Origin of the sequence: Bacillus sp. AFS040349 (genome assembly GCF_002577655.1) — a bacterium.
GTDB lineage: Bacteria > Bacillota > Bacilli > Bacillales > Bacillaceae > Metabacillus.
In genome coordinates, this window is record NZ_NUMC01000005.1 from 31,055 (window position 1) to 52,724 (window position 21,670).

Genomic DNA, 21,670 nt, shown 5'->3' on the forward strand with positions numbered 1-21,670 from the left:
ATGAGGTGAAAGGGATGCATTTACGTTTAACAGAAGAGCAAAAAATGGTTCAAAAAACAATTAGAAAATTTGTGGAAAAAGAATTAATGCCCCTCGAGAATGAAGTATTACGAAACGAACGTGAAGGAAAGCCGAGTTTGCCACCGGGAAAATTAAAGGAATTGCAACTAAAAGCAAAAGAAGCTGGTTTCTGGGGGATTAATACTCCAGAAGAATACGGTGGAGCTGACTTAGGTCAAATGATGTTAGCAATTGTAATGATGGAGGTTTCGAAAACATTTGTCCCGTTTCAATTTGGTGGGTCGGCAGACAATATTCTTTATTACGGCAATGAAGAGCAAAAAAATAAGTATTTATTGCCAACAATTAATGGTGATAAAAAATCTTGTTTCGCGATGACAGAGCCTGGAGCTGGTTCAGATACAAGAAATATTAAAATGACAGCTGTTAAGGACGGAAATGAATGGATATTAAATGGGGAAAAAACATTCATTACTGGTGGCAATGAAGCTGATTTTGTAATGGTTATTGCGATCACAGATAAAGAAAAGCATCAGGCCACAGGTCGTGATGGTGTAACATGCTTTATCGTTGACCGAGATATGGGCTGGAAATCAGAATACATTCACACGATGGGTGAGTGGGGACCAGCCGGCCTTGTTTTTGAAAACGTCCGAGTTCCAGAAGAAAATATTCTAGGAGAAGTGGATGGCGGATATAACTTAGGCCTTGAATGGATTGGTTTTGCAAGGTGGATTGTAGGAGCCAGAGCTGTAGGTGCCGCTGAAAGACTCCTACAAATGGCTTTAGATTATTCAAAAGAGCGTGAAACATTTGGAAAACCGATATCTGAAAGACAAGCAATTCAATGGCAGATTGCTGACTCTGCTGTAGAAATTGATGCAGCGAAATGGCTCGTCTTAAACGCTGCTTTCACACTTGATCAAGGTGAAGATAATCGCCATTTAGCATCTATGGCAAAGCTTTATGGAGCAAACATGGGAAATCGAGTAGTTGATCGGGTACTGCAGATTCATGGAGGAATGGGTTATACAAGAGAGCTGCCAATTGAACGTTGGTATCGTGAAGCAAGATTGTGGAGAATTTATGATGGAACAGATGAAATTCAACGCTTAATCATTTCTCGTAATCTATTAAAAGGCCATGTGAAGGTAGGACAATTTATATAAAAGGGTAACATGATAAGATTGAAATACAGACGAACTAATAAGGAGGATGTTTATGTCAGGAAGATTTGATGGAAAAGTAGCTTTTGTAACGGGTGGAAGTCGAGGGATTGGGAAAGGAATTGTTGAACTTTTTGCAAGTGAGGGAGCTAAAGTTGCTCTTATTGATGTGAATGAAGAGGCAGTCCACGAAACAACTAAGGAATTACGTGAAAAAGGGTATAACGTGTTTTCAAAGGTTGCTAGTGTGGTAGAAGCAGATCAACTGGAGGCAGCAATGGAGGAAACATATAACAATTCTGGGTCACTTGATATCCTTGTTAACAACGCGGGTGTAATTCGTGACAATCTACTTTTTAAAATGACCGACGATGATTGGCAGCTCGTTATGGATGTTCATTTAAAAGGCTCGTTCAATGCGGCTCGAGCTGTACAAAAATATATGGTTGAAAACCGATATGGAAGAATCATCAATATTTCTTCAACATCCGCCTTAGGTAACAGAGGTCAAGCCAATTATGCAACGGCTAAAGCAGGTTTACAAGGCTTTACAAAAACATTAGCGATTGAACTAGGAAAATACGGGATTACTGCTAATTCAGTAGCACCAGGTTTTATTGAAACAGATATGACTAAAGAAACGGCTAGGCGTCTTGGCATTTCTTTTGAAGATCTAATCCAGGCGAGTGTCTCAAAGATTCCTGTTGGTCGCAGTGGGAAACCAAGTGATATCGCAAATGCAGTAGCTTTTTTTGCTGACGAAAAGTCATCCTTTATAAACGGTCAGGTTATTTATGTTGCAGGTGGTCCAAAAAATTAAACTTTATTTGTGACGTAAATGAAGTGGGAAATCATGCAAAAAAGGAGGCAACAATATGATTAATGAAGCAATTGGAAAAAGATCTCCAGGTGTCAAAAATGTTGTTGAACGAGGTGCCGTAAAAAAGTTCGCCGAATCGATTGGTGATCTTCACCCTATTTTTGTAGATGAAGAGTTTGCTAAAACATCTAGATATAAGAAAAATATTGCTCCACCTACATTTCCAAGGATTTTTGATTATGGTGTGATAGATGAGCTTGATTTACCAGCTAAGGGATTAATTCATGGTGAGCAAAAATATCATTACAAAAGACCGTTGCTTGTGGGTGAAGAGATTATCTGCTATCAAGAAGTAAAAGATTACTATGAGAAGCAGGGAAAACTCGGGAATATGGGATTCTTAGTGTTAAAACAGTATGGTGAAGATCTTAACGAAGAGCTCATTTTCACTGCTGAGCAGGTTGTCATTATTAATGAAGCTGTAAGGAAGGTGATGAGTATATGAGCAGTTTATTAAAATGTCAGATAGGTGATATTTTGCCAATTGTTACATTACCTCCTGTTTCAAGATTAGACCTTATAAAGTATGCTGGTGCTTCAGGAGATTACAACCCAATTCACACAATTGATGATGAAGCTAAAAAAGCTGGCTTACCAGCTATCATCGCTCATGGAATGTGGACGATGGGGAATTTGGCAAAGTTATTTACCCCATATCATGAAGAAGGTTTTATTCAGGAGTATCAGATTCGCTTTAGGGGAATGGTTTTTCTTGGTGACATCATTTCATTAAAAGCAAGATTAACAGAAGAGAATGAAAAATACTCTACATTCCAAGTAAACGCAGTTAATCAAAATGGAGTGGATGTTATTAAAGGAATTGTTAAATTTGCAAAATATAAAAATAAAGAGGTATCATCATGACATTACATCCGCAAGTTATTGCACTTTTACAACATTTTGAAAAACGAAATGTACCTTCAGTTGAGCAGCAAAATCTGCAAGAAGCAAGGGCTCTTTATGTTGAGTCTAGTTCTTCCTTAAATATTACAGAAGAAATTCATCATGTTGAAGACAGAGAGATACCAGGATATGAACATGAAATATTGATCAGAATATACAGCCCTAGTGAAAAAACTTCACTACCTGCTCTAGTCTATTTTCACGGAGGTGGCTGGGTAATTGGCAATATTGAAACACATGATTCATTATGCCGACTATTAGCTAACCATGCTCAATGTAAAGTGATATCTGTAGAATACGGCTTGGCTCCTGAATACAAGTTTCCAGTCCCTGTGGAAGATGCGTATCTTGCAACGAAATGGGTGTATGATCATGCTGACGATCTAGGTATTGATCAAAAGTTCATTGCAGTAGGTGGTGACAGTGCTGGTGGAAATTTGGCTGCAGTTACTTGTTATTTAGCAGTTCAAAGGAAAGATTTGAATATTGGTCATCAGCTATTATTTTATCCTTCAACAGGTTTTGAACCAACAGAATCTTATGAAAAATATGGAGAAGGATATTACTTAACAAAATCTACGATGACCTGGTTTAGGGAACAATATCTTTCGAGCATATCTGATACTCAAAGTCCATTAGCAGCGCCTATGCTCATCCCTGAAAACGATACTGCTAAGCTTCCACCGGCATATATTGTTACGGCTGAGTATGATCCGTTATGTGATGGAGGAGAAGCATATTCCAGGAAGCTTTCACAAGCAGGAGTTCAAACAACGTATGCTTGTTATCCAGGAATGATCCATGGTTTTATGTGTATGACCCTTCCGTTAGAGGATGGAAGAAAAGCCATATATGAAGCAGCTGAATACCTTAAAAATCAATATCAAAAACAACAGGTGACATAATGTAACTGTTTTGTAAGGGTGAACCTATACTATGTTCATCCTTTTTTGCTTATTTGGGACAATTCTTCATAAAGTACATTTTTCGATAATCGAAGCACTTTTCTTTTATAGGAAGAAAAAACGTATTATGATAAGATCATTGTTTAATAAATTGAAAGAAACAGGTGGTATCAAATGTCTTCGGTTTCCATTGCTGCTCCTAAAAGTACAGGGGCAGAATCCATACAGGAAAACAAAATTGTCTTCATTTGGAGTTTTATTGTTTGGCTTGTTGTCATGAATACAACGATGTTTAATGTGGCTTTACCAAGTGTGTTAACAGATTTATCTCTTACCTCTTCAACAGCATCTTGGATTGTATCGGGATATTCAATTGTTTTTGCCATTGCTACTTTAACATTTAGTCGTCTTTCTGATTATATTCCAATTTCGAGATTGCTTCTTATCGGACTATCCATATTAGGAGTTGCTTCAGTTATCGGCTTTTTTGCCAACTCATTTCCACTTTTATTAACTACTAGGGTTCTTCAAGCGGCGGGAGCAGGAGCTGTACCAGGTCTTGCGATGGTGCTAGCAGGAAGATATATTCCAATAAGTAGAAGAGGAAAAGCCATGGCCCTCATTGCATCAGCCTCTTCACTTGGATTTGGACTGGGACCTGTTATTGGGGGAGCTATTACTCAATATTTAGGATGGAATTACTTGTTTGTAGTAACAGGATTAGTTGTTTTATTTATTCCACTTTTACAAAGACTGTTGCCGAAAGAAGAGATTAAGAAGGTGAAATTTGATACGTTAGGTGGATGCTTAACAGCAGCAGGTGTAACTGGTGTGTTGTTATTTCTCTCAACCTTTTCTTATATCATCTTATTTTCAAGCATGATTATTCTTTGGCTGATGTGGAGGCATATTAACAAAGTAAAGATGCCGTTTATCCAGCCAAAATTGCTAAAAGAGAAGCAATATCTTAAATTGCTTTTTATCGGATTTGTCGCGTTTGTCACCCATTTTTCTACCCTCTTTCTTATGCCGATCATATTAACAGATGTTTTTGGAAAAGATCCTGCGGAAGTAGGGATGATGATTTTCCCTGGAGCTATTTTGTCTGCTGTGGCTGCACAGTTTATTGGGAGGTTAATTGATCGGTTTGGCAATGGTCCGCTTATTCTTTTTGGGCAACTATTCTTATTTATTGCAACGGTTTTATTTACATTGTTGTCAACGAAGTCACCATATTTTATCTTACTAACTTATATGTTTATGAGCACCGGTTTCTCAGCCCTTACATCAAGTGTAGCTAATGAAGTTTCAAGGATTCTCCCAACTGAAGAGATTGGGATAGGGATGGGGATGACCCAGCTGATTCAATTTTTCGGAGGAGCCTTTGGTGTAACATTAACGGGGATCTTGATTACTCTTCAAGATGGCTTGGCTGTAGACCTCATTTATCGTAATATTTTTGGTGGATTGGCCTTTCTCGTTACACTCGCTATTATGTTGTTTCATTTTTATATCAAAGCAAGAACAAATACGACACACGGATAAACCGTGTGTCTTTTGCTTATTCCTCATCGTTGATTTCACCATCACCGATTTCATCTTCACCAGGAGCATCATCACATGCCACCACAGAAGTAGCAAGAAGTGCTGCTAGTAAAATTGCCAGTAACTTTTTCATTTTCTTTTCACCCCACATTCCCACCGTATCTGTTTATTTTTTCCTGACCTAGAATTGATTATGTAACCTTTTTTGAAGACTAAAAAATTAGTGAGTTGTCCCAATATACTCGTCCACTCGTTTTTATGTTCGTTTCATAACATGTAGTAAAAGAGAATGGAGGTGGGATAAATGTCAGAAAATAGAAAAAGGCTAGTGATTAATGCAGATCGTGTAATCATTAATGCAGATGAAGTGATTATCGTTGAAGCAGATGATAAAAGGCGTCGTCGTCGTTTTGATAATGATGTTGCAGGTGTAGAAGATAGAAGAGATAGAAGATATGACCGAGATGATGATGTACTAGGTGCTGAAGATCGCAGAAGAAGAAGAAGGGGCTTTCCTTGGTAGAAAAATGAATTGAAATATAAAAACAGAGTGGAGAAATCTACTCTGTTTTATGTGTGACTATTTACAACTGCAAAAAAATTATTGTGAAAATGACAAAAAATAGGAAACTATATAGGCGTTTTACATATTGTATGGTGTTAATACTATTTTAGGAGTGAATAGCATGCACCAAAATGAATCAATGTTGGTACTTGAAGCGGCAAAATATCAAATGCTGGCGGACTACTATAAATACTCAAATCCTCAGCTGCACATCATGTATTATCAAAAACACTTAATGTGTGTACAACAACTTGCAGCTGCAGATTTTCACGGACATACTTACGGAATGGCAGACAGAGCTGGACAGCAGAATTCCTTTATACGTGTTTTTCATGCCTCTCCAGACGCACCGGGTGTTGATGTTTATGTAAACGGAAATAAAGCCATTACGAATCTTGTTTTTCAAGAAACAACTGATTACTTACAATTACCATATGGTCGCTACACGATTGAAGTGTACCCAACTGGGGAAACAACTCAGCCTGTTTTAAGAGAACAACTTTCTTTAACAAGAAATACTTACTACACTGTTGCAGCAACTGGAAGGGTAGCAAACCTTAAATTAAATGTTTTTGTAGATAAACCGTATGTAAGCCCGAACCAAGCAAAAGTCCGGTTTATTCACCTCTCCCCAGGTGCTCCAAATGTTGATATTGCAGTTCAAGGTGGTAAGGTGCTCTTTCCCAATGTTCCGTACGAAAAAGCTACAGATTACCTGACATTATCTCCATTAACTGTTAATTTAGAAGTTAGAGTTGCTGGAACTAATAATGTCGTGTTAACGATTCCGCAAGTACAGCTTAAAGCTGGAAAGACCTATACAGCAGTTGCGGTTGGTCTTGCAGGTGGAAATCCTCCATTAGAATCTCTATTTTTGATGCCTTAGCACCTAAAGAACCTAAAAAGAAAAAGTTACGCAAGTAGCTTTTTCTTTTAGGAATGATAACTAAACAGTGTAAGAGGGTGAGGTGTAATTATCTTATACTTAATACTCTTTCTAATATTGTTATTTTTGTTACTAATTGTAGGTAAACACATCAAAAATAAAAAGAAACTAATCCAAACTTATACCTTTCAGAACTTTATTGATACAGAACATGCTACTCATCATCTAGAAAAAAATGATGAGTCAATCGTTGAAAAAATTAATGAGTTCTTTGATACCAAAGAGAAAAATGAAAATGACGATATTGATTCAAATGACATTGTGGATGAAGAATAATGTTCGTTGATTTTGATGTTTTAAAAGATTTTTTACCACTTACCATATGAACGTGATAAAATAAAGAAGTTCTTATACATACTAGGGGGATATTCATGGACGAAATGGCAAAAAGATACATAGAGTTATATTTATATTTTTCAAGAGACTTAGGTCGATTTCTTACAGAACCCGAACAAGAATTTCTCAAATGGTTAGTGACAAATGAATCTTAAACAATAAAAGGTTAACAACCATGATGTTAGCCTTTTAATTGTTTTTAGCGTTATTAGTCAGAACAAAGTCTTTGAAACTTTCTTCACCACTTATCCGTATAAAACTTATAACTTATAACTTATAACTTATAACCTATAAACTCATAGGAGTGATAAAATGAAAAAGCTTTCTTTTCTTGTAATTATTGCGGCTTTTATGCTAACCACTGCGTGCTCTGTAGTAGATGAAGTAAATCAATCGCTGGACTATGTTAATGAAGCAAATAGCTTGTTAAACTCAATGAGTGATTTTGCTGAAAATGCACCAGGTCTAATTGAAAATGCTGCAAGTGATCCAGAAATGAGAACTGAACTTGAAAATCAGGTAAACACATTAACCGAAAATATTGAAGAATTTAATAACATAGATGCTCCAGCAGTTGCTGAAGACCTACATCAGGATCTTGTTTCAAAAAATGAAGAATTACTAAATCAGTTTGAACAAGTTCAACAAGATGGAGAAGTAATGGTGGAAGAAATACAAAATAGTGAAATATTTCAAACTGTAGAGGATATCACATCATTTATTGATGCTGTTGAAAAATTGGAATTATAATAGAAATGACCTCCAGACATGGGGGTCTTTTTACATTTATAAAAAGTTTCTTTTAGTACCGGTAACTTTTCATTTTTCATGATCTGGTATAAGATATATGTATGTGCTACTAAGACCAAGTCATAAGTTATCTGTTTATCTATCATATTAAATAGAATTAGTTTATATCATATATTTGTTATAAAGGAGAGAGCCTAACATGAAGAAGCGAGTTGTGATTACAGGTATTGGAGCTGTAACACCACTAGGTAATGATGCACGAACAACCTGGGAAAATATTAAAAGTGGAGTATCGGGCATTGCACCTTTAACACGTATTAATTCAGAACAGTTTCAAGTGAAAGTAGCTGGAGAAGTAAAGAATTTTTCAACAGATGAGTATATTGACTTTAAAGAAGCGAGAAGAATGGCAAGATTTACTCATTTTGCAATAGCTGCAAGTAAAATGGCAGTGAATGATTCGGGAATTAAAATAGGAGAAACAATTGACCCTGAACGTGTTGGAGTATGGATAGGTTCGGGAATCGGTGGACTTGATGAATTTGAGGAACAACATAAACGTTATTTAAATAAAGGTCCAAAGCGTGTTAGTCCATTTATTATTCCTATGTTCATTCCAGATATGGCTTCTGGCAGGGTTTCAATTGAGATTGGAGCAAAAGGGATTAACAATTGCTCAGTAACTGCATGTGCTTCGGGTGCTAACTCTATTGGAGATGCTTTTCGAGTTATTCAAAATGGTGTAGCAGATATGATGATTGCTGGTGGATCTGAAGCATCGATTACCGAGATGACAGTCGCAGGGTTCACTAATATGACGGCTTTATCAACAAATCAGGACCCAAACACAGCTAGTCGACCTTTTGATAAAAATCGTGACGGATTTGTTATCGCTGAAGGGTCGGGTGTTGTTGTTTTAGAAGAATTAGATCATGCCTTAGCTCGCGGTGCTAAAATTTACGGAGAACTTGTTGGTTATGGTGCGACTGGGGACGCATATCATATTACAACACCTGCACCAGAAGGAGAAGGCGGACAACGTGCTATGAAACTAGCATTATCAGATGCTAATTTGCAGGCAGAGAATGTTGATTACATTAATGCCCACGGCACAAGTACTTATTATAATGATTTAAATGAAACAAAAGCAATAAAAGAAGTATTTGGTCAACATGCTTACAAACTTGCTGTAAGCTCAACAAAGTCGATGACAGGACACTTGTTGGGTGCAGCAGGTGCAGTGGAAGCCATTTTCTCTTTGCTTTCAATAAAAGATGGTGTCATTCCTCCAACCATTAACTATGAAACATCCGATGAGGAACTAGATTTAGATTATGTACCGAATGAAGCAAAGCAATCAGATGTTTCTGTTGTTTTATCAAATTCATTTGGCTTTGGTGGACATAATGCCACGTTAGTGTTTAAAAGATATGATAAATAAGGAAAGCACGCCGATTATTGGCGTGCTTTTTTCCAGATGAAAATCTACCAACTTACTTATCAAATGATCATTTGAAAATTTTCGCGGACTTAGACAAAAAGCCAAAGCACAAAACTACCTTGACCACCATTTTAATTTCCATCCCTCTTATTTTTTTCTTTTATTTATTTCTTCTGTTACAACAAAAGCTAGGTCTTCATTGCCAAACAATGATAAAACATTAAGGAGGGTTTGATCTGGGATGTGTTCTGATTCTTCTTTAGAAACGGTTAAATCAATTGTTTGTTTAAGGGCATAATTTTCTGATTGCCCAGGATAGGCTCTTAAATAAAGTTCAGTTGGATTAAGATCATGATTCACACACCATTGTGCAAAAATTAAAATCATCATTCCTTCATCTTTTTGATAGTTTTGTATGATTTTTTGTTCAAGTTCTTTTGAGTTCAATTGAAACGATCTCCTTTATTAAATATAGGAACCATTATACAAAAGTTTTGCGCAATACGCGATTTTAAAAATTAGGCATTCACCCTTGTGAGATAATCTACATATGTTAAAGGCAAAGGTGTTAAGGGGTGATTAGATGACAGGAAAAGTTCATCATTATTATGCAGGAGGAAACACTGCCAAAGGTTTTTATAGTTTATATGACTCAGTATTAGAGGATCTAGAGCGTTTATATATATTAAAGGGAGGCCCAGGTACGGGGAAATCTTCTCTTATGAAGCATGTTGGTCAAATGATGGAAGAAAAGGGATTCGATGTAGAGTATTTACATTGTGCTTCTGATAACAAGTCCATTGATGGAGTCATTCTTCCAAATGAAAAAATAGGAATTGTTGATGGAACAGCACCACATGTAATTGAGCCTAAAGCTCCAGGTGTTATTGAAGAGTATGTAAATCTGGGTGTTGCTTGGGATTCTAATAAATTATCGCAGCATAAAGAAGAAATACTTACTCTTAATGAGGAGATTTCAAAGAAATTTAATCAAGCATATGAAACATTTGCTGCCTCATTAAGAGCGCATGATGATATTGAAGACATTTATGTTTCTAACATGGATTTTGCTAAGGCTAACCAGTTAACAGACGAAATCATTTCCTTGTTTTATAAAGAGGAAACATTAGACAAAAAGCCTAGAGTTCAGCATCGTTTTCTAGGAGCAGCAACTCCAGATGGAGCTGTTGATTTTATTCAAAATTTAACAGAAGATATCGAAAAACGTTATTTTATAAAAGGGAGAGCCGGTTCAGGCAAGTCAACAATGTTAAAGAAAATTGTGGCTGCAGGTGAGCAAAGAGGTTTTGATGTAGAAGTGTATCATTGCGGTTTTGATCCTAACAGCCTTGATATGGTGATTTTACGTGAAAAGGGAATTGCTATTTTTGACAGTACTGCACCACATGAATATTTTCCTGAAAGAAATTCTGATGAAATAATTGATATGTATGAACGCTGCATCACACCTGGAACAGATGAAAAATACGCAGAAGACATTGCTAGAACAACAAAGGCATATAAAGATAAAATGAAAGAAGCAATATCCTATCTAGCTGAAGCAAAGCAACTAAGAGACCAGTTAGAATCCTATTATATAGAAGCAATGGATTTTAAGAAAATTGATGCTATTAAAGAAGAATTAACGAAAGAAATTGAGTCGTTTTTAAAACAAAACTAATAGTAAAAAGAGGGCGAAGAATTCGTCCTCTTTTTAATATGGATAAACGACTGTTACGATTGCCTCAATTTCAAGCTTACTTCTTTGTATAGGAGGTGCTGCTTGTAAAGTAGCTTCAGCAGAGAAAGAAAGTGTATAGTCCCTTGGTGAAATGGCTGTAGAATTCTCTGTAACTTTAATCGGAACGGTATTCATGCTAACACCCAGCTGTTGTCCAATGCTTGACGCTTTTTCAGTTGCATTTTTGATAGCAAGTTGTAAAGCTTGCTGGTAGTATAAATCTTTATTTGAAACAACAAACTCGATATTATCTGCGATATTTGCCCCTGCTGCTACTACCGCTTCGTACACTTTACCAACTTGATTTAAATCTTTAACTGTTATTTCAAAAGTATGTTGTACTTTATATCCCTTTAAGATAGAAGATCCTTCGGTGAATTCGTAAATAGGCTGAATGATATATGAAACTGTTTGAATATCTTCTTGTTGGATATTTATTTCTTTCAGAGCAGCTAAACCCTGAGTTGTTATCCTCGCATTTTGTGCTTGTGCTTTGTTAACATCCTCATTTTCAGTAACAAAACCAATCGTAATAATTGCTTGATCTGGTACGGCGTTGACTTTTCCTCTACCTTCTACGGTAACTGTTCTTTGTTGAGGTGTGCTTAATTGTGAAGGGGGAGTTGAACGGTAGAAAGGCGGATAAGAAAAATAGGACATAAATAAACATCCTTCCTTTTATCAAATTTATAACCTAAAAATGAAAGAAATTGTATTTTTTTTATAAAATGTATTGAATGAAATTACATAAATTTGGCATATAAAGAAGTAATCATCATTTATATGTACGTGTGAAGGGAGCTATTATTCATGGATAAAGTAGAAGTAGGAGAAATTTTTACAATTACGGACGAAAATGATCAGGATAATGAAGTAGAGGTTCTTGCGGCGATTACTTTAGAAGGAACTGATTATGTAGCAGTAGGATTTGTTGATGATATTCAAGAGGAATCTGAAGAAGATATTGATATTTTCTTTTTAAAGATTGATGATGAAGGAGATTTGTCCCCGATTGAAAGTGATGATGAATTTGAAAAAGTGTCGGCTGTTTTTGAGGATATGATGGACGAAGATGAATAAAGAGTATGGATAGGGAGTTGACTGTAGCTTTCTATCCATTATTAATATAAAGGAGAGCCACAGCACAACGGTGGTGAGGAACTCCCTTAGATCGATTCAAGTTCATTCTTTATTAGAATAGACCAAATGTTTGATCGCTCCATTCTCAACCTTATAGCCTAAACGGTGAAGATGTTTTCTTATTCCACTTCGTTCCCACGTTTTAAGGATAGAATGCTCTAAAGTGTTTTTGGGATAAAAAATACCGATACTTGTTAATTCTTCAAAATCTAAACCTTGTTGCACATATTTTTCAATCACGTTATCACGTTGATCGATGATTGAAAGGTATTTTTTCATTGCTTCGTGAAATTCGTCTTTCTGAAATGTTCCTTTTTGATGACCTGTAATAAACGTGTTAGCGTCTAATGAGAGAAGGCGTTGGGCTGAAGAAATAAACTCATCAATGTTACCATCTGTACCGTTATACCATGGACCAAACGTTGTAATATCATAATCTCCTGTAAAAACAACGCCAAAGTCAGGAAAATAAGGGCAAGTAAAGCCTTTTGTATGACCTGGTGTATGCAAAAAAATAACGTTAACGCCTCCAAGACGATATTCTTTCTCGTATTCGTAATACCCGTTAATTTCAGAAAGGCTTTGAATCCATGTTTGCGGAATGTTCTCTGACCATTCCTTTACGCCTGCAGAACCCCATTCTTGATAAACTCCATTTGCTTTTGCAATTCCCTCAACTGTTAATGACATCTGGTATTCAATTTTATTTATCCACTTTTCTGCTTTCGGAAATAAGTAATTATGACAAGTATGATCGGGATGGTAGTGTGTATTAATAACTAAGTCAACACCGGATTGTTTGTTTAATTGTTGGAGCGAGTGTGGATCAGCACCTGTATCAATTAACACCTTTTCATGTGAACCTTCAATATATAGACTTCTGGAATAAGGAACTTTACTTTTATGTGGACCTTCGATAATTTGAATCGGACCAATTTGTTGCACGATATCACCTCTTGTATTTCTAATTTATTAAAAAAGTCTTTATGAATGAATACTCATTCATTGTACCATAACCAGACTATAATTCAAATAATACGTGAGATGAGGGTGAACTTTCGAATTTTTTATACATTCGTCAAAAGGACAAGCATATGATAAGGAGAGACTAAAATAGAGAGGTATTTATTATGTTGTCATCAAACCATAAATTAGCCGCTTCACTATATGCCACAATGTCCATCACATTTTGGGGAGTATCTTTCGTTTCGACAAAAGCGGTATTAGACAAGCTAGATCCTTTTACATTACTTGTTATTCGATTTGGAATTGGTGCGCTCTTTCTTCTCTGTCTTTTACTTATATTAAAGGAAAAACTTAAAATTAATCCTGCATATATCCCACATTTAATTGTTTTAGGTATATTAGGTGTTTTTATTCATCAGGTTATCCAAGCTAGTGCATTGCTAACGATCGATGCATCTTCAGCAGGTTGGATGATATCTTTATCACCGATTTTCACAGTAATCTTGTCGATGATTTTTCTAAATGAAAGAATGACGGTATTAAAAGCTATTGGAATGATACTAGCACTTTTTGGTGTGTTAATGATTACCACAGGTGGTAGTGAAAAAACGTTTGAACCAGCGTTAAACATAGGTTACTTACTAATGTTGCTAAGCACACTTAACTGGGCAGTATATTCCGTTTTATTAAAAAAATTAAACATCCCGTTGTCACCGCTAGTTATTACATTTTATATGAGCTTACTAGGATTTGTTTTAACAATTCCTTTTTTGATTCGTAATAAAGGGTGGGAGGCCGTATCTCATTTACAGGCTGGTGAGTGGGCTCATTTACTTTTTTTAGGTGTATTTGTATCAGGAGTTGCTTATTGGTACTGGGCAAAAGCATTACATGTTCTAGAAGCATCACAGGTATCTGTTTTTCTATATTTAGAACCAGTTGCAACATTAATCGCAGCTGTTCTTTTACTAAACGAAAAAATTATTCTCATAAGTGTAGTAGGTGGAATCATAATTATAATAGGAGTGATTTTTGTTAACGGTCAATTTGAAAGGTTGTATGGTTTCTTTTTTTCAAGAAAGTACAAATAGGTTAAGTCTTTTACAAAGGCTTCATCATTACTAAAAAAATATTTTTTTACTTGCTAAACAGCAAGAACATACCAATACATATGAACAGCCTGCTGCATAAAAGACAACTAGAAAAGCAACATCAGGAGGTACATTTGTATGGATTATAAAGACCGAATTCATGAGATTCTTGGAAATTTAGAAAATACATCTAGTGATGCTTTAAAACTGGCGATGGAAGAACTTGCTATTCAGCCTGAAGAATTAGAGCCTATATTAAAGACAGAAGATGATAAACCGTACTACCGAAAGTTGCTTTTTAAGAACGAAAGAGTTGAATTGTTAGTGATGAACTGGTCTCAATTAGAATGTGCGCCACACGATCATGGCAGCTCCTTTGGATGGATTCAAGTGATAAATGGAACGGCAAAAAATACGGTATATAAAGTAGATGGAACAAAATTGCCTATAGAACTCTTTACTGAATTTCAGGAAAATGGAAAAATGTTTTTTGCCCCCGAAAAGGGTGTGCATAAAATGTCTGTTTTAGATAAGTCGAAGTTGGTTACTCTTCATTTATATTCACCACCAATTACTGGAATGAAGGTGTATGATTTAAATAAATGTGCAGCATGTATTGTATCTGACGATTGTGGAGCATGGTGGCCTGAGGAGCAAAGACAAAAAGTGAAAGAAATTCAATTGGAGAAAAATTAGTTATTAAGCGGTTAAAAGCAAAAAGCTTTTACCGCTTATTTTATTACCTAGAGAACATATGTGTTTAGTATTTTAGGAAAATCGTTTACTATATAAGTTCAACAGTCAATTTATGAAATCAGGGAGAAAAATAGATGAAATTAGTATCATGGAATGTAAACGGAATAAGAGCATGTGTGAAAAAGGGATTTTTAGACTATTTTAAAGAAGTTAACGCAGATATATTTTGTATTCAGGAAACAAAAATGCAAGAAGGACAGCTTTCTTTAGAGCTTGAGGGATATCACCAATACTGGAACTTCGCAGAAAGAAAAGGATATTCAGGTACTGCCATCTTTACTAAACAAAAGCCATTGTCTGTTTCTTACGGTATTGGTGATATGAACGAAGAACCAGAAGGTCGAATCATAACGTTAGAATTTGAACATTACTTTCTCATTACAATGTACACACCTAATTCAAAAAGAGATTTAGCAAGGCTTGATGAAAGACTTCAATGGGAAGAAGAAATTCGTGCATATATCACAACCTTGGAGAAAAACAAGCCTGTTATTTTATGTGGAGATTTAAACGTAGCACACCAGGAAATAGATTTAAAAAATCCAAAATCAAATAAAGGTAATTCAGGCTTTACAGATGAAGAGCGTGAAAAAATGTCTTTATTACTGAATGAAGGATTTGTTGATAGTTTCCGTTACTTGTACCCGGAACGAAAAGATGTTTATTCTTGGTGGTCTTATATGAGTAAGGTACGTGAACGAAATATTGGTTGGCGTATTGATTACTTTATTGTGTCAAAAACATTAACAAATCGTTTAATAGATTCTCAAATCCATTGTGATATTTTGGGTAGTGACCACTGCCCGGTTCTTATTGAAATGGATTTATAAATCGAAAGAAAAGGTTATACTATGTAAATAGAGTATTGGAAAGAATGGAGGACATATATTGTTAAAGAATCAGGTTCAGCAGTTAGATAAAGAGATGCCATTATATCTAGTAGAAAAAGAGTATATGAAAGAAAATAATATTTCTTTTGAAGAAAATGGTGGTAATGAGAAAATAGAAAATAGGTTTTTAGGTGCTTATATTGAGCGGAGTAATAAAGAAACAGATGAATTGATTGCAACCGAATCAGATTCCTTCTTATCTGAATCTATATCATATTTTAAAAAACAGAAAGCTGAATTCCTTTATGTTGAATCAAAATGGTTTCATATCATAGCAATTGATGCAGTTTCATTAGAGGTTGATGATGTTTTTGGAACATATGAGGCTATGCTTGGATTAAAGCTCAAAAAGAATCAAGAAAAAACAATTAAATCCTTTCTAGATCGTGAGTTACTAGAAGGAGAAAAGAAATATAATTTAATGTTTAATCAACAAGACGGATTATGGGACTTAAATATTACACTTGATGCGGTAGAGGGTTTTGAAGAAACGAATACTGTTGGCGAAGTAATTGGATCTCTTTATCAATTTATTTTTCATTTGCTAGTAGAAGTTGAAAAAACATAATAAAGTGGAAGCAAGAGATAAACTAAAGTAAGATAAAAGTCGTCCTGTTAGGGACGACTTTTAATGTTTATTCACTTATGTATGAACAACAATAATCAACAACAGAGATTGCTTTTACTTGAAATGTTTCATTTGCCGGTACATAAAAAACACCTTGGCCGTCAATTGTTTTCCAATCTTCACCTTGTAATTTATACTCTAAATGACCTGCTGTGATATCCATCTCTTCTTTGAAGCTTGTAGAAAATTCATACTCACCAGGCTGCATGACACCAAGAGTTTTTTTCGTTCCGTCTTCAAATAAGATGGTACGACTAGTCACCTTGCCCTCAAAATAAACATTTGCCTTCTTTTCTATCGTAATGTTTTCAAATTTTGTCATTTCCTGCAACATCCTCTCAAAGTAGTCTTATTTAATTTATCATAAAATTATGAATAATGAAATAGAATGGTAGGATTGAGTTGATTAGATTGATAATGTGCTAGATGTCCGGTAAAATGAGCAATATTGTATACAGTAGTCAACTAAAGGAATTTAATACAAGTAAGGAGTTATGTCATTTTGGGTAGTTTTAATTTGCAGTTTTTGTATTGCGTCATCATTATTGCATTAGGTTATCTTTTAAAAAGAGGGGGTATCATTAAGGAAAAAGACGGTGAGGGATTATCAAGAATTATTTTTAATATCACTCTGCCAACTTTAATCATCGTGACCTTTCATGATATTAAAATAGAAACATCGTTGTTTTTACTTATCTTAATGGGCTTTCTATATGGGATCTTCATCGGATTTTTTGCCCTTTTTTTATTTAGGAAAAAACAAAGAAACATAAAGGGTATGCTTGGGATGATGGTACCAGGCTTTAATATTGGTCTTTTTGCTTATCCATTAGTAGAAGTTATTTTTGGGAAAGAAGGACTTACCTATTTTGGGATGTTTGATGTTGGAAATGCATTTATTGTTTTTGGCTTAAGCTATTTAATTGGGAGTTTTTATTCAAAAGAAGATGTGAAGCTGGATCCCAAAACAGTGATTATTAAGTTATCAAAATCGATCCCTCTTATGACTTATATTATCGTAGTGATTGTTAATTTAATTGGGTTACAAATTCCTTCAACCATATTAAATGTTGCTGAGATTATTTCTGCAGCAAATATGCCATTATCTTTATTATTGCTAGGAATCTATCTGAATTTTACATTTGATAAAAGCTATATAAAACTAATGGTGCAATTTCTAGGGGTAAGATATGGGATTGGTTTATTAATAGGGGTTTCTTGTTTTTTTCTGCTACCATTTGATGACATGTTTAAATATACGTTATTAATGGGGTTCTTGTTACCAACATCTGTTTCAGTGTTACCTTATTCTGTCGAATTTGAGTATGATCAAAAATTTGTAGGAACATTATCTAATATAACGATCATCTTGAGCTTTATTATACTTTGGGTCTTAGCAAATCTTCTCATATCATCCTAGGAAACACTACTTACCTTTCTGCCTTTATTCTGGTAAAATCTTTATAACTGGATATTAACAGGTAGAGGAAAGAAGGAAACGGCTCCATGGAATCATTTATATATCAGCAAAAAAAAGAAATGCTGACTTTTATTGAAAAATTAGTAAATATAGATAGCAGCTCATATGATAAAGAAGGTGTCGATCAAATTGGTCGCATACTACAGGATAACTACACGGCACTAGGTTTTCATGTAAAGGTCATTCCACAAGAAAATTACGGAAATCATTTGGTTATTCAGCATAAAGAAGCAAAAAATCCAAACATCGTTATTATAGCTCATATGGATACAGTTTTTCCGAAAGGAACGGCAATAGAAAGACCTTTTAAAATTGAAGGCAATCGAGCATATGGACCGGGTGTTATTGATATGAAATCTAGTCAAGCCGCTGTTTTATATGCTATAAAAGCATTACTAAACGAAGGACATAAAGGCTATAAAAACATTAAAATTATCCTTAATAGTGATGAAGAAATTGGTTCACCAACATCACGATCTCTCATTGAAAGTGAAGCAAAAGGTATGAGATATGCTCTCGTCATGGAACCTGCACGAAAGGATGGCTCATTGGTAACAGCGCGCAGAGGGAAAGGTAATTACACGCTTATTGTTGAAGGAAAAGCGGCACATTCGGGGATTGAGCCTGAAAAAGGTCGAAGTGCAATTGAAGAGCTGGCACATAAAATTATTCAACTACATGAACTTTCTGATCATGAAAATGGCATTAGCGTTAATGTAGGTTTAATTGAAGGCGGCTCAAGTGCTAACACAATTTCTGATCATGCCGAAGCCCAAATTGATGTGCGGATGAAAGAAATTGAGCAGGTTGAAATCATTGAAGAACGACTTGAAGAAATTTGTTCAACTACTGAAGTATCTGGAACAAAAATAGTTCTTGAAGGTGAAATGAATCGACCACCTATGGAGAAAAATAAAAAAACAAGAGCGTTGCTTCGAATCATTCAAGATGTTGGAGATGAAATCGGAATCGAAATAGAAGATACAGCAACAGGCGGTGGCTCTGACGCCTCCTTTACCTCCTCACTTGGGGTAGCAACGATCGACGGATTAGGCCCTGTTGGTGGAAATGCCCATAGTGATAAAGAATATTTGGAAATACCGAGCTTAGTAGAAAGAACACTTCTTTTGGCAACCATTATTAAGAGACTTTCTCAAGATAAATAATAAAAAGGCAAACTATTTTTTAATAGTTTGCCTTTTTATATTTTACAAGACTAATCGATAATTAACATACATATTAATACAACCTCAGCAAAAACGGTAATAGTACTAAATACCTTTCTGTTTCATTTTAATTTATAGGTATTTTAACCTTATGATGAATTCACAATGGGGAATATATTACCATTTAATGTTAAAAAATACAAAAATATCTATATTATGACTCAAAAATATGTTATTGATATATAGTGAATTGGTTATCTATAAACAACATAGACATCCATTTCAAATCACTTATACATAAGTGAAATAAAAATTCATTAAAAGGAGAGGTTACAATGTCAGGTACAATTCGCGTAACACCAGAAGAGCTAGAACAAGTCGCAGATCTCTATGGAAAAGAAGGAGTAGAGGTACATGAACAAATTGTTCGTCTTGACAAAATGATTGAGAGATTAGAAGGAATTTGGGAAGGGGAATCCTCCAAAGCATTCCAAGATCAATACATTATGTTACGTCCATCATTTCAAGATATGGAAGAATTATTAGAGAGTATTAATCGTCAACTCAAAAGCACTGCTGGAGCAATTCGCGATGCAGATGCAGATATTGCTAGTCAAATCCGTAGATAAGACGAACGAGTTTATAGATAACATAACCATAGGGAGCGCTTATCTAATAGGCGCTCCCTCATTATGAGGTGGTATGTGTGTACATAGAGGTTACTGTAGATTTATGCAATTATATCGATGATAAGTTAGAAATACGTTTATCGGATTATCATACAGTTAAAAAACTAGTTGATATTGCTTGGAAACAAAAGCAATTAGATATAAATATACGTGAAGGAACATGGGTACGAGTTGTGAACAAAAATAACATCATTCCAGGTCATCAACGATTGGTAGATGTTGGGATCATGACAGGAGATAGGATTGAAGTTTTATAGTTAAAGCAAATGAACCAAGCGTGGTAAAGGAGATTATGAAGTCATGGCTGAAAACAAGCTTTCTTACATTGAAGAAAAATTAGAAGCAACGATAAGGAAAGAAAAAAATATCGTCACCTTCCTTTTTCAGAAAGAAAAAATAAAACTAGATTCGTTAGAGGAAATATCCTTCCTTGAACAGATAGAAAAGCAATTTAACAAGAAAGTAACCATGACGGAAGATCAAGTAGTAATTGATTATCGTTTGCCGGATCTTATTTAGGAATAAGCTCTTTCCTTAAGCTAGAAGAGAGTGATAGAACGGTAACTGCCTATCAGTTAGTAGGTAAAGTAAAAAAACATAATTTACTTCGAACACATTTAGTTGTTTGTCCCGCTAATTTAGTTTTTGACCAAGGTTTAACACCGTATTTTTTACATTATGGTGTGATGGAAAGCATTCCACCTTATGAAAAAAATCACGAGGTCCTTTTGTTAGAAACCAAGGCAACCGTAGCTGCTTTACTCGATAACCACTATTCCTTTGAGGAATACTTTCACTATTATAAGACATTAAATTTATCAAAACTTGCGCAATCGATTCTTCAAGCAAGTGATTATGATCATTTACTAAAAATCATTCAATCTCATAGGAAGAATTTAAAAGAAAAAGAATCTACCCTGATCCGTATCAGTAAGAGGAAATGGAAGTGGAGTCGATCTGTATTTTGGACTGTTTGTGTATGTTTTGTTCCAGTTCTTATTTATTTGATTTATTCTTTATTTTTTCTCCATCCTAGACAGTCCAATGTAATTGAAGCTCAGGAGTATTATTTAAATAAACGTTATAGTCAAGTGGTGACCACATTAGAATCTTATGAAATTGACCAGTTGCCTAATGTTGCACAGTTTGAACTAGCGATATCATACATTGTGAATGAATCATTAACGGAAGAACAAAAAGATTATGTAGAAAATACCGTAACACTGAAATCAGATCCACTTTATTACAAGTATTGGATTCATATAGGCAGAGGAGAGGCTGACCTAGCGTTAGATGCAGCTAGATTTCTAGAAGATCGCGATATTATCATTTACGGTTTAATAAAATATCGAGAACAAATAAAGGCAGACGAAGAGATGGAAAATGAAGAGCAACAACAGAAAATCTCAGAAATAGAACAAGAATTAGATGCTTTTATGAAAGAGATTGAAGAAGAGAATAGTCAACAACAAGAAGCTGATGCTCAATCTAGTGTTGAAACAGAAAAAAATGGTGAAACATCGACTCCAATTAATGAACAAACGGATAAAGCTCAAGAAAAGACCGAGGAATCACAAACAGAACAGAGCAATGTCCAAAACGAGGTAACAGGGCAAGAGGAGAAAACAGAGCAGAAGACACCCGAGTCCAACTAAACAGGCTCAA

At 35.1% G+C, this 21,670-nt stretch carries 27 protein-coding genes; 23 read left to right on the top strand and 4 right to left on the bottom strand.

Annotation, left to right across the window (positions count from 1 at the left end):
- The first annotated feature begins 14 nt into the window (after window positions 1–14).
- The 11 genes from COD11_RS00385 to fabF all read left to right on the top strand — a co-directional run bounded on the left by COD11_RS00385 (window position 15) and on the right by fabF (window position 9,458).
- Window positions 15–1,190: an acyl-CoA dehydrogenase family protein gene (locus COD11_RS00385; RefSeq protein ID WP_098794826.1), complete on the top strand. Its 1,176-nt coding sequence runs from the start codon at window positions 15–17 to the stop codon at window positions 1,188–1,190.
- Between the two features lie 52 nt (window positions 1,191–1,242).
- A complete protein-coding gene (gene fabG / locus COD11_RS00390) occupies window positions 1,243–2,007 on the top strand; it encodes a 3-oxoacyl-ACP reductase FabG (protein ID WP_098794784.1) in 765 nt (254 codons plus the stop codon).
- A gap of 55 nt (window positions 2,008–2,062) precedes the next feature.
- Window positions 2,063–2,512 carry a MaoC family dehydratase N-terminal domain-containing protein gene (locus tag COD11_RS00395; RefSeq protein ID WP_098794785.1) on the top strand — a complete coding sequence of 150 codons (450 nt, stop codon included), beginning with the start codon at window positions 2,063–2,065 and terminating at the stop codon, window positions 2,510–2,512.
- On the top strand, window positions 2,509–2,931 hold the full coding sequence (locus COD11_RS00400) for a MaoC/PaaZ C-terminal domain-containing protein (protein ID WP_098794786.1): 423 nt from the start codon (window positions 2,509–2,511) through the stop codon (window positions 2,929–2,931). Before COD11_RS00395 ends, COD11_RS00400 begins: the two co-directional genes overlap by 4 nt.
- Window positions 2,928–3,875, top strand: coding sequence for an alpha/beta hydrolase (locus COD11_RS00405; RefSeq protein WP_098794787.1), 948 nt, complete (start codon window positions 2,928–2,930; stop codon window positions 3,873–3,875). The genes COD11_RS00400 and COD11_RS00405 overlap by 4 nt, the downstream gene beginning before the upstream one ends.
- Before the next feature lie 174 nt (window positions 3,876–4,049).
- Window positions 4,050–5,420, top strand: coding sequence for an MFS transporter (locus COD11_RS00410; RefSeq protein WP_098794788.1), 1,371 nt, complete (start codon window positions 4,050–4,052; stop codon window positions 5,418–5,420).
- Window positions 5,421–5,724: 304 nt separating this feature from the next.
- A complete protein-coding gene (locus COD11_RS00415; RefSeq protein WP_098794789.1) occupies window positions 5,725–5,943 on the top strand; it encodes a hypothetical protein in 219 nt (72 codons plus the stop codon).
- A gap of 163 nt (window positions 5,944–6,106) precedes the next feature.
- Window positions 6,107–6,871, top strand: a complete 765-nt coding sequence (locus COD11_RS00420) for a DUF4397 domain-containing protein (protein WP_098794790.1) — start codon at window positions 6,107–6,109, stop codon at window positions 6,869–6,871.
- A 126-nt stretch (window positions 6,872–6,997) separates the two neighbouring features.
- Window positions 6,998–7,207 carry a hypothetical protein gene (locus tag COD11_RS00425; protein WP_141549635.1) on the top strand — a complete coding sequence of 70 codons (210 nt, stop codon included), beginning with the start codon at window positions 6,998–7,000 and terminating at the stop codon, window positions 7,205–7,207.
- A 372-nt stretch (window positions 7,208–7,579) separates the two neighbouring features.
- Window positions 7,580–8,017 (top strand): DUF6376 family protein, encoded by a 438-nt coding sequence (locus COD11_RS00430; protein ID WP_098794792.1) that lies wholly within the window; start codon window positions 7,580–7,582, stop codon window positions 8,015–8,017.
- A gap of 199 nt (window positions 8,018–8,216) precedes the next feature.
- Window positions 8,217–9,458 (top strand): beta-ketoacyl-ACP synthase II, encoded by a 1,242-nt coding sequence (gene fabF, locus COD11_RS00435; protein WP_098794793.1) that lies wholly within the window; start codon window positions 8,217–8,219, stop codon window positions 9,456–9,458.
- Window positions 9,459–9,605: 147 nt separating this feature from the next.
- On the opposite strand, the gene COD11_RS00440 is transcribed toward fabF, so the two are convergent.
- Window positions 9,606–9,905 carry a hypothetical protein gene (locus COD11_RS00440; RefSeq protein ID WP_098794794.1) on the bottom strand — a complete coding sequence of 100 codons (300 nt, stop codon included), beginning with the start codon at window positions 9,903–9,905 and terminating at the stop codon, window positions 9,606–9,608.
- Window positions 9,906–10,041: 136 nt separating this feature from the next.
- Here COD11_RS00440 and COD11_RS00445 point away from each other — a divergent pair, with 136 nt between their 5' ends.
- Window positions 10,042–11,139, top strand: a complete 1,098-nt coding sequence (locus COD11_RS00445; protein WP_098794795.1) for a PRK06851 family protein — start codon at window positions 10,042–10,044, stop codon at window positions 11,137–11,139.
- A gap of 33 nt (window positions 11,140–11,172) precedes the next feature.
- Here COD11_RS00445 and COD11_RS00450 read toward each other — a convergent pair whose 3' ends face one another.
- A complete protein-coding gene (locus COD11_RS00450) occupies window positions 11,173–11,859 on the bottom strand; it encodes an SIMPL domain-containing protein (protein WP_098794796.1) in 687 nt (228 codons plus the stop codon).
- A 150-nt stretch (window positions 11,860–12,009) separates the two neighbouring features.
- On the opposite strand from COD11_RS00450, the gene COD11_RS00455 reads away from it, so the two are divergent.
- Window positions 12,010–12,279, top strand: coding sequence for a DUF1292 domain-containing protein (locus COD11_RS00455; protein WP_098794797.1), 270 nt, complete (start codon window positions 12,010–12,012; stop codon window positions 12,277–12,279).
- Window positions 12,280–12,381: 102 nt separating this feature from the next.
- Here the strand turns inward: COD11_RS00455 and COD11_RS00460 are convergent, their stop codons facing one another.
- A complete protein-coding gene (locus tag COD11_RS00460; protein WP_098794798.1) occupies window positions 12,382–13,284 on the bottom strand; it encodes an MBL fold metallo-hydrolase in 903 nt (300 codons plus the stop codon).
- Between the two features lie 185 nt (window positions 13,285–13,469).
- On the opposite strand from COD11_RS00460, the gene COD11_RS00465 reads away from it, so the two are divergent.
- The 4 genes from COD11_RS00465 (at window position 13,470) to COD11_RS00480 (ending at window position 16,610) form a co-directional block, all read left to right on the top strand.
- Entirely contained in the window at window positions 13,470–14,396 is a 927-nt protein-coding gene (locus COD11_RS00465; protein ID WP_098794799.1) for a DMT family transporter, read from the top strand.
- Window positions 14,397–14,534: 138 nt separating this feature from the next.
- Complete coding sequence (locus tag COD11_RS00470; protein WP_098794800.1) at window positions 14,535–15,092, top strand: cysteine dioxygenase; 558 nt, start codon at window positions 14,535–14,537, stop codon at window positions 15,090–15,092.
- A 134-nt stretch (window positions 15,093–15,226) separates the two neighbouring features.
- Complete coding sequence (locus tag COD11_RS00475) at window positions 15,227–15,982, top strand: exodeoxyribonuclease III (protein WP_098794801.1); 756 nt, start codon at window positions 15,227–15,229, stop codon at window positions 15,980–15,982.
- Between the two features lie 58 nt (window positions 15,983–16,040).
- Entirely contained in the window at window positions 16,041–16,610 is a 570-nt protein-coding gene (locus COD11_RS00480) for a branched-chain amino acid aminotransferase (RefSeq protein WP_098794802.1), read from the top strand.
- A gap of 67 nt (window positions 16,611–16,677) precedes the next feature.
- On the opposite strand, the gene ppnP is transcribed toward COD11_RS00480, so the two are convergent.
- Window positions 16,678–16,992: a pyrimidine/purine nucleoside phosphorylase gene (gene ppnP, locus COD11_RS00485; protein WP_098794803.1), complete on the bottom strand. Its 315-nt coding sequence runs from the start codon at window positions 16,990–16,992 to the stop codon at window positions 16,678–16,680.
- A 180-nt stretch (window positions 16,993–17,172) separates the two neighbouring features.
- On the opposite strand from ppnP, the gene COD11_RS00490 reads away from it, so the two are divergent.
- From COD11_RS00490 to essB, 6 genes are all read left to right on the top strand, one after another.
- Entirely contained in the window at window positions 17,173–18,090 is a 918-nt protein-coding gene (locus tag COD11_RS00490; RefSeq protein ID WP_098794804.1) for an AEC family transporter, read from the top strand.
- A gap of 86 nt (window positions 18,091–18,176) precedes the next feature.
- Window positions 18,177–19,316, top strand: coding sequence for a M20 family metallopeptidase (locus COD11_RS00495; RefSeq protein WP_098794805.1), 1,140 nt, complete (start codon window positions 18,177–18,179; stop codon window positions 19,314–19,316).
- Window positions 19,317–19,651: 335 nt separating this feature from the next.
- Window positions 19,652–19,945, top strand: coding sequence for a WXG100 family type VII secretion target (locus COD11_RS00500; RefSeq protein ID WP_098794806.1), 294 nt, complete (start codon window positions 19,652–19,654; stop codon window positions 19,943–19,945).
- A 77-nt stretch (window positions 19,946–20,022) separates the two neighbouring features.
- The gene (yukD, locus tag COD11_RS00505) at window positions 20,023–20,262 is read left to right on the top strand and encodes an ESX secretion system protein YukD (protein WP_098794807.1); all 240 of its coding nucleotides are present in this window, start codon (window positions 20,023–20,025) and stop codon (window positions 20,260–20,262) included.
- 43 nt (window positions 20,263–20,305) lie between these two features.
- Window positions 20,306–20,524: a hypothetical protein gene (locus COD11_RS00510; RefSeq protein ID WP_098794808.1), complete on the top strand. Its 219-nt coding sequence runs from the start codon at window positions 20,306–20,308 to the stop codon at window positions 20,522–20,524.
- 2 nt (window positions 20,525–20,526) lie between these two features.
- Window positions 20,527–21,660 (top strand): type VII secretion protein EssB, encoded by a 1,134-nt coding sequence (essB, locus tag COD11_RS00515; protein ID WP_098794809.1) that lies wholly within the window; start codon window positions 20,527–20,529, stop codon window positions 21,658–21,660.
- The last annotated feature ends 10 nt before the right edge of the window (window positions 21,661–21,670 follow it).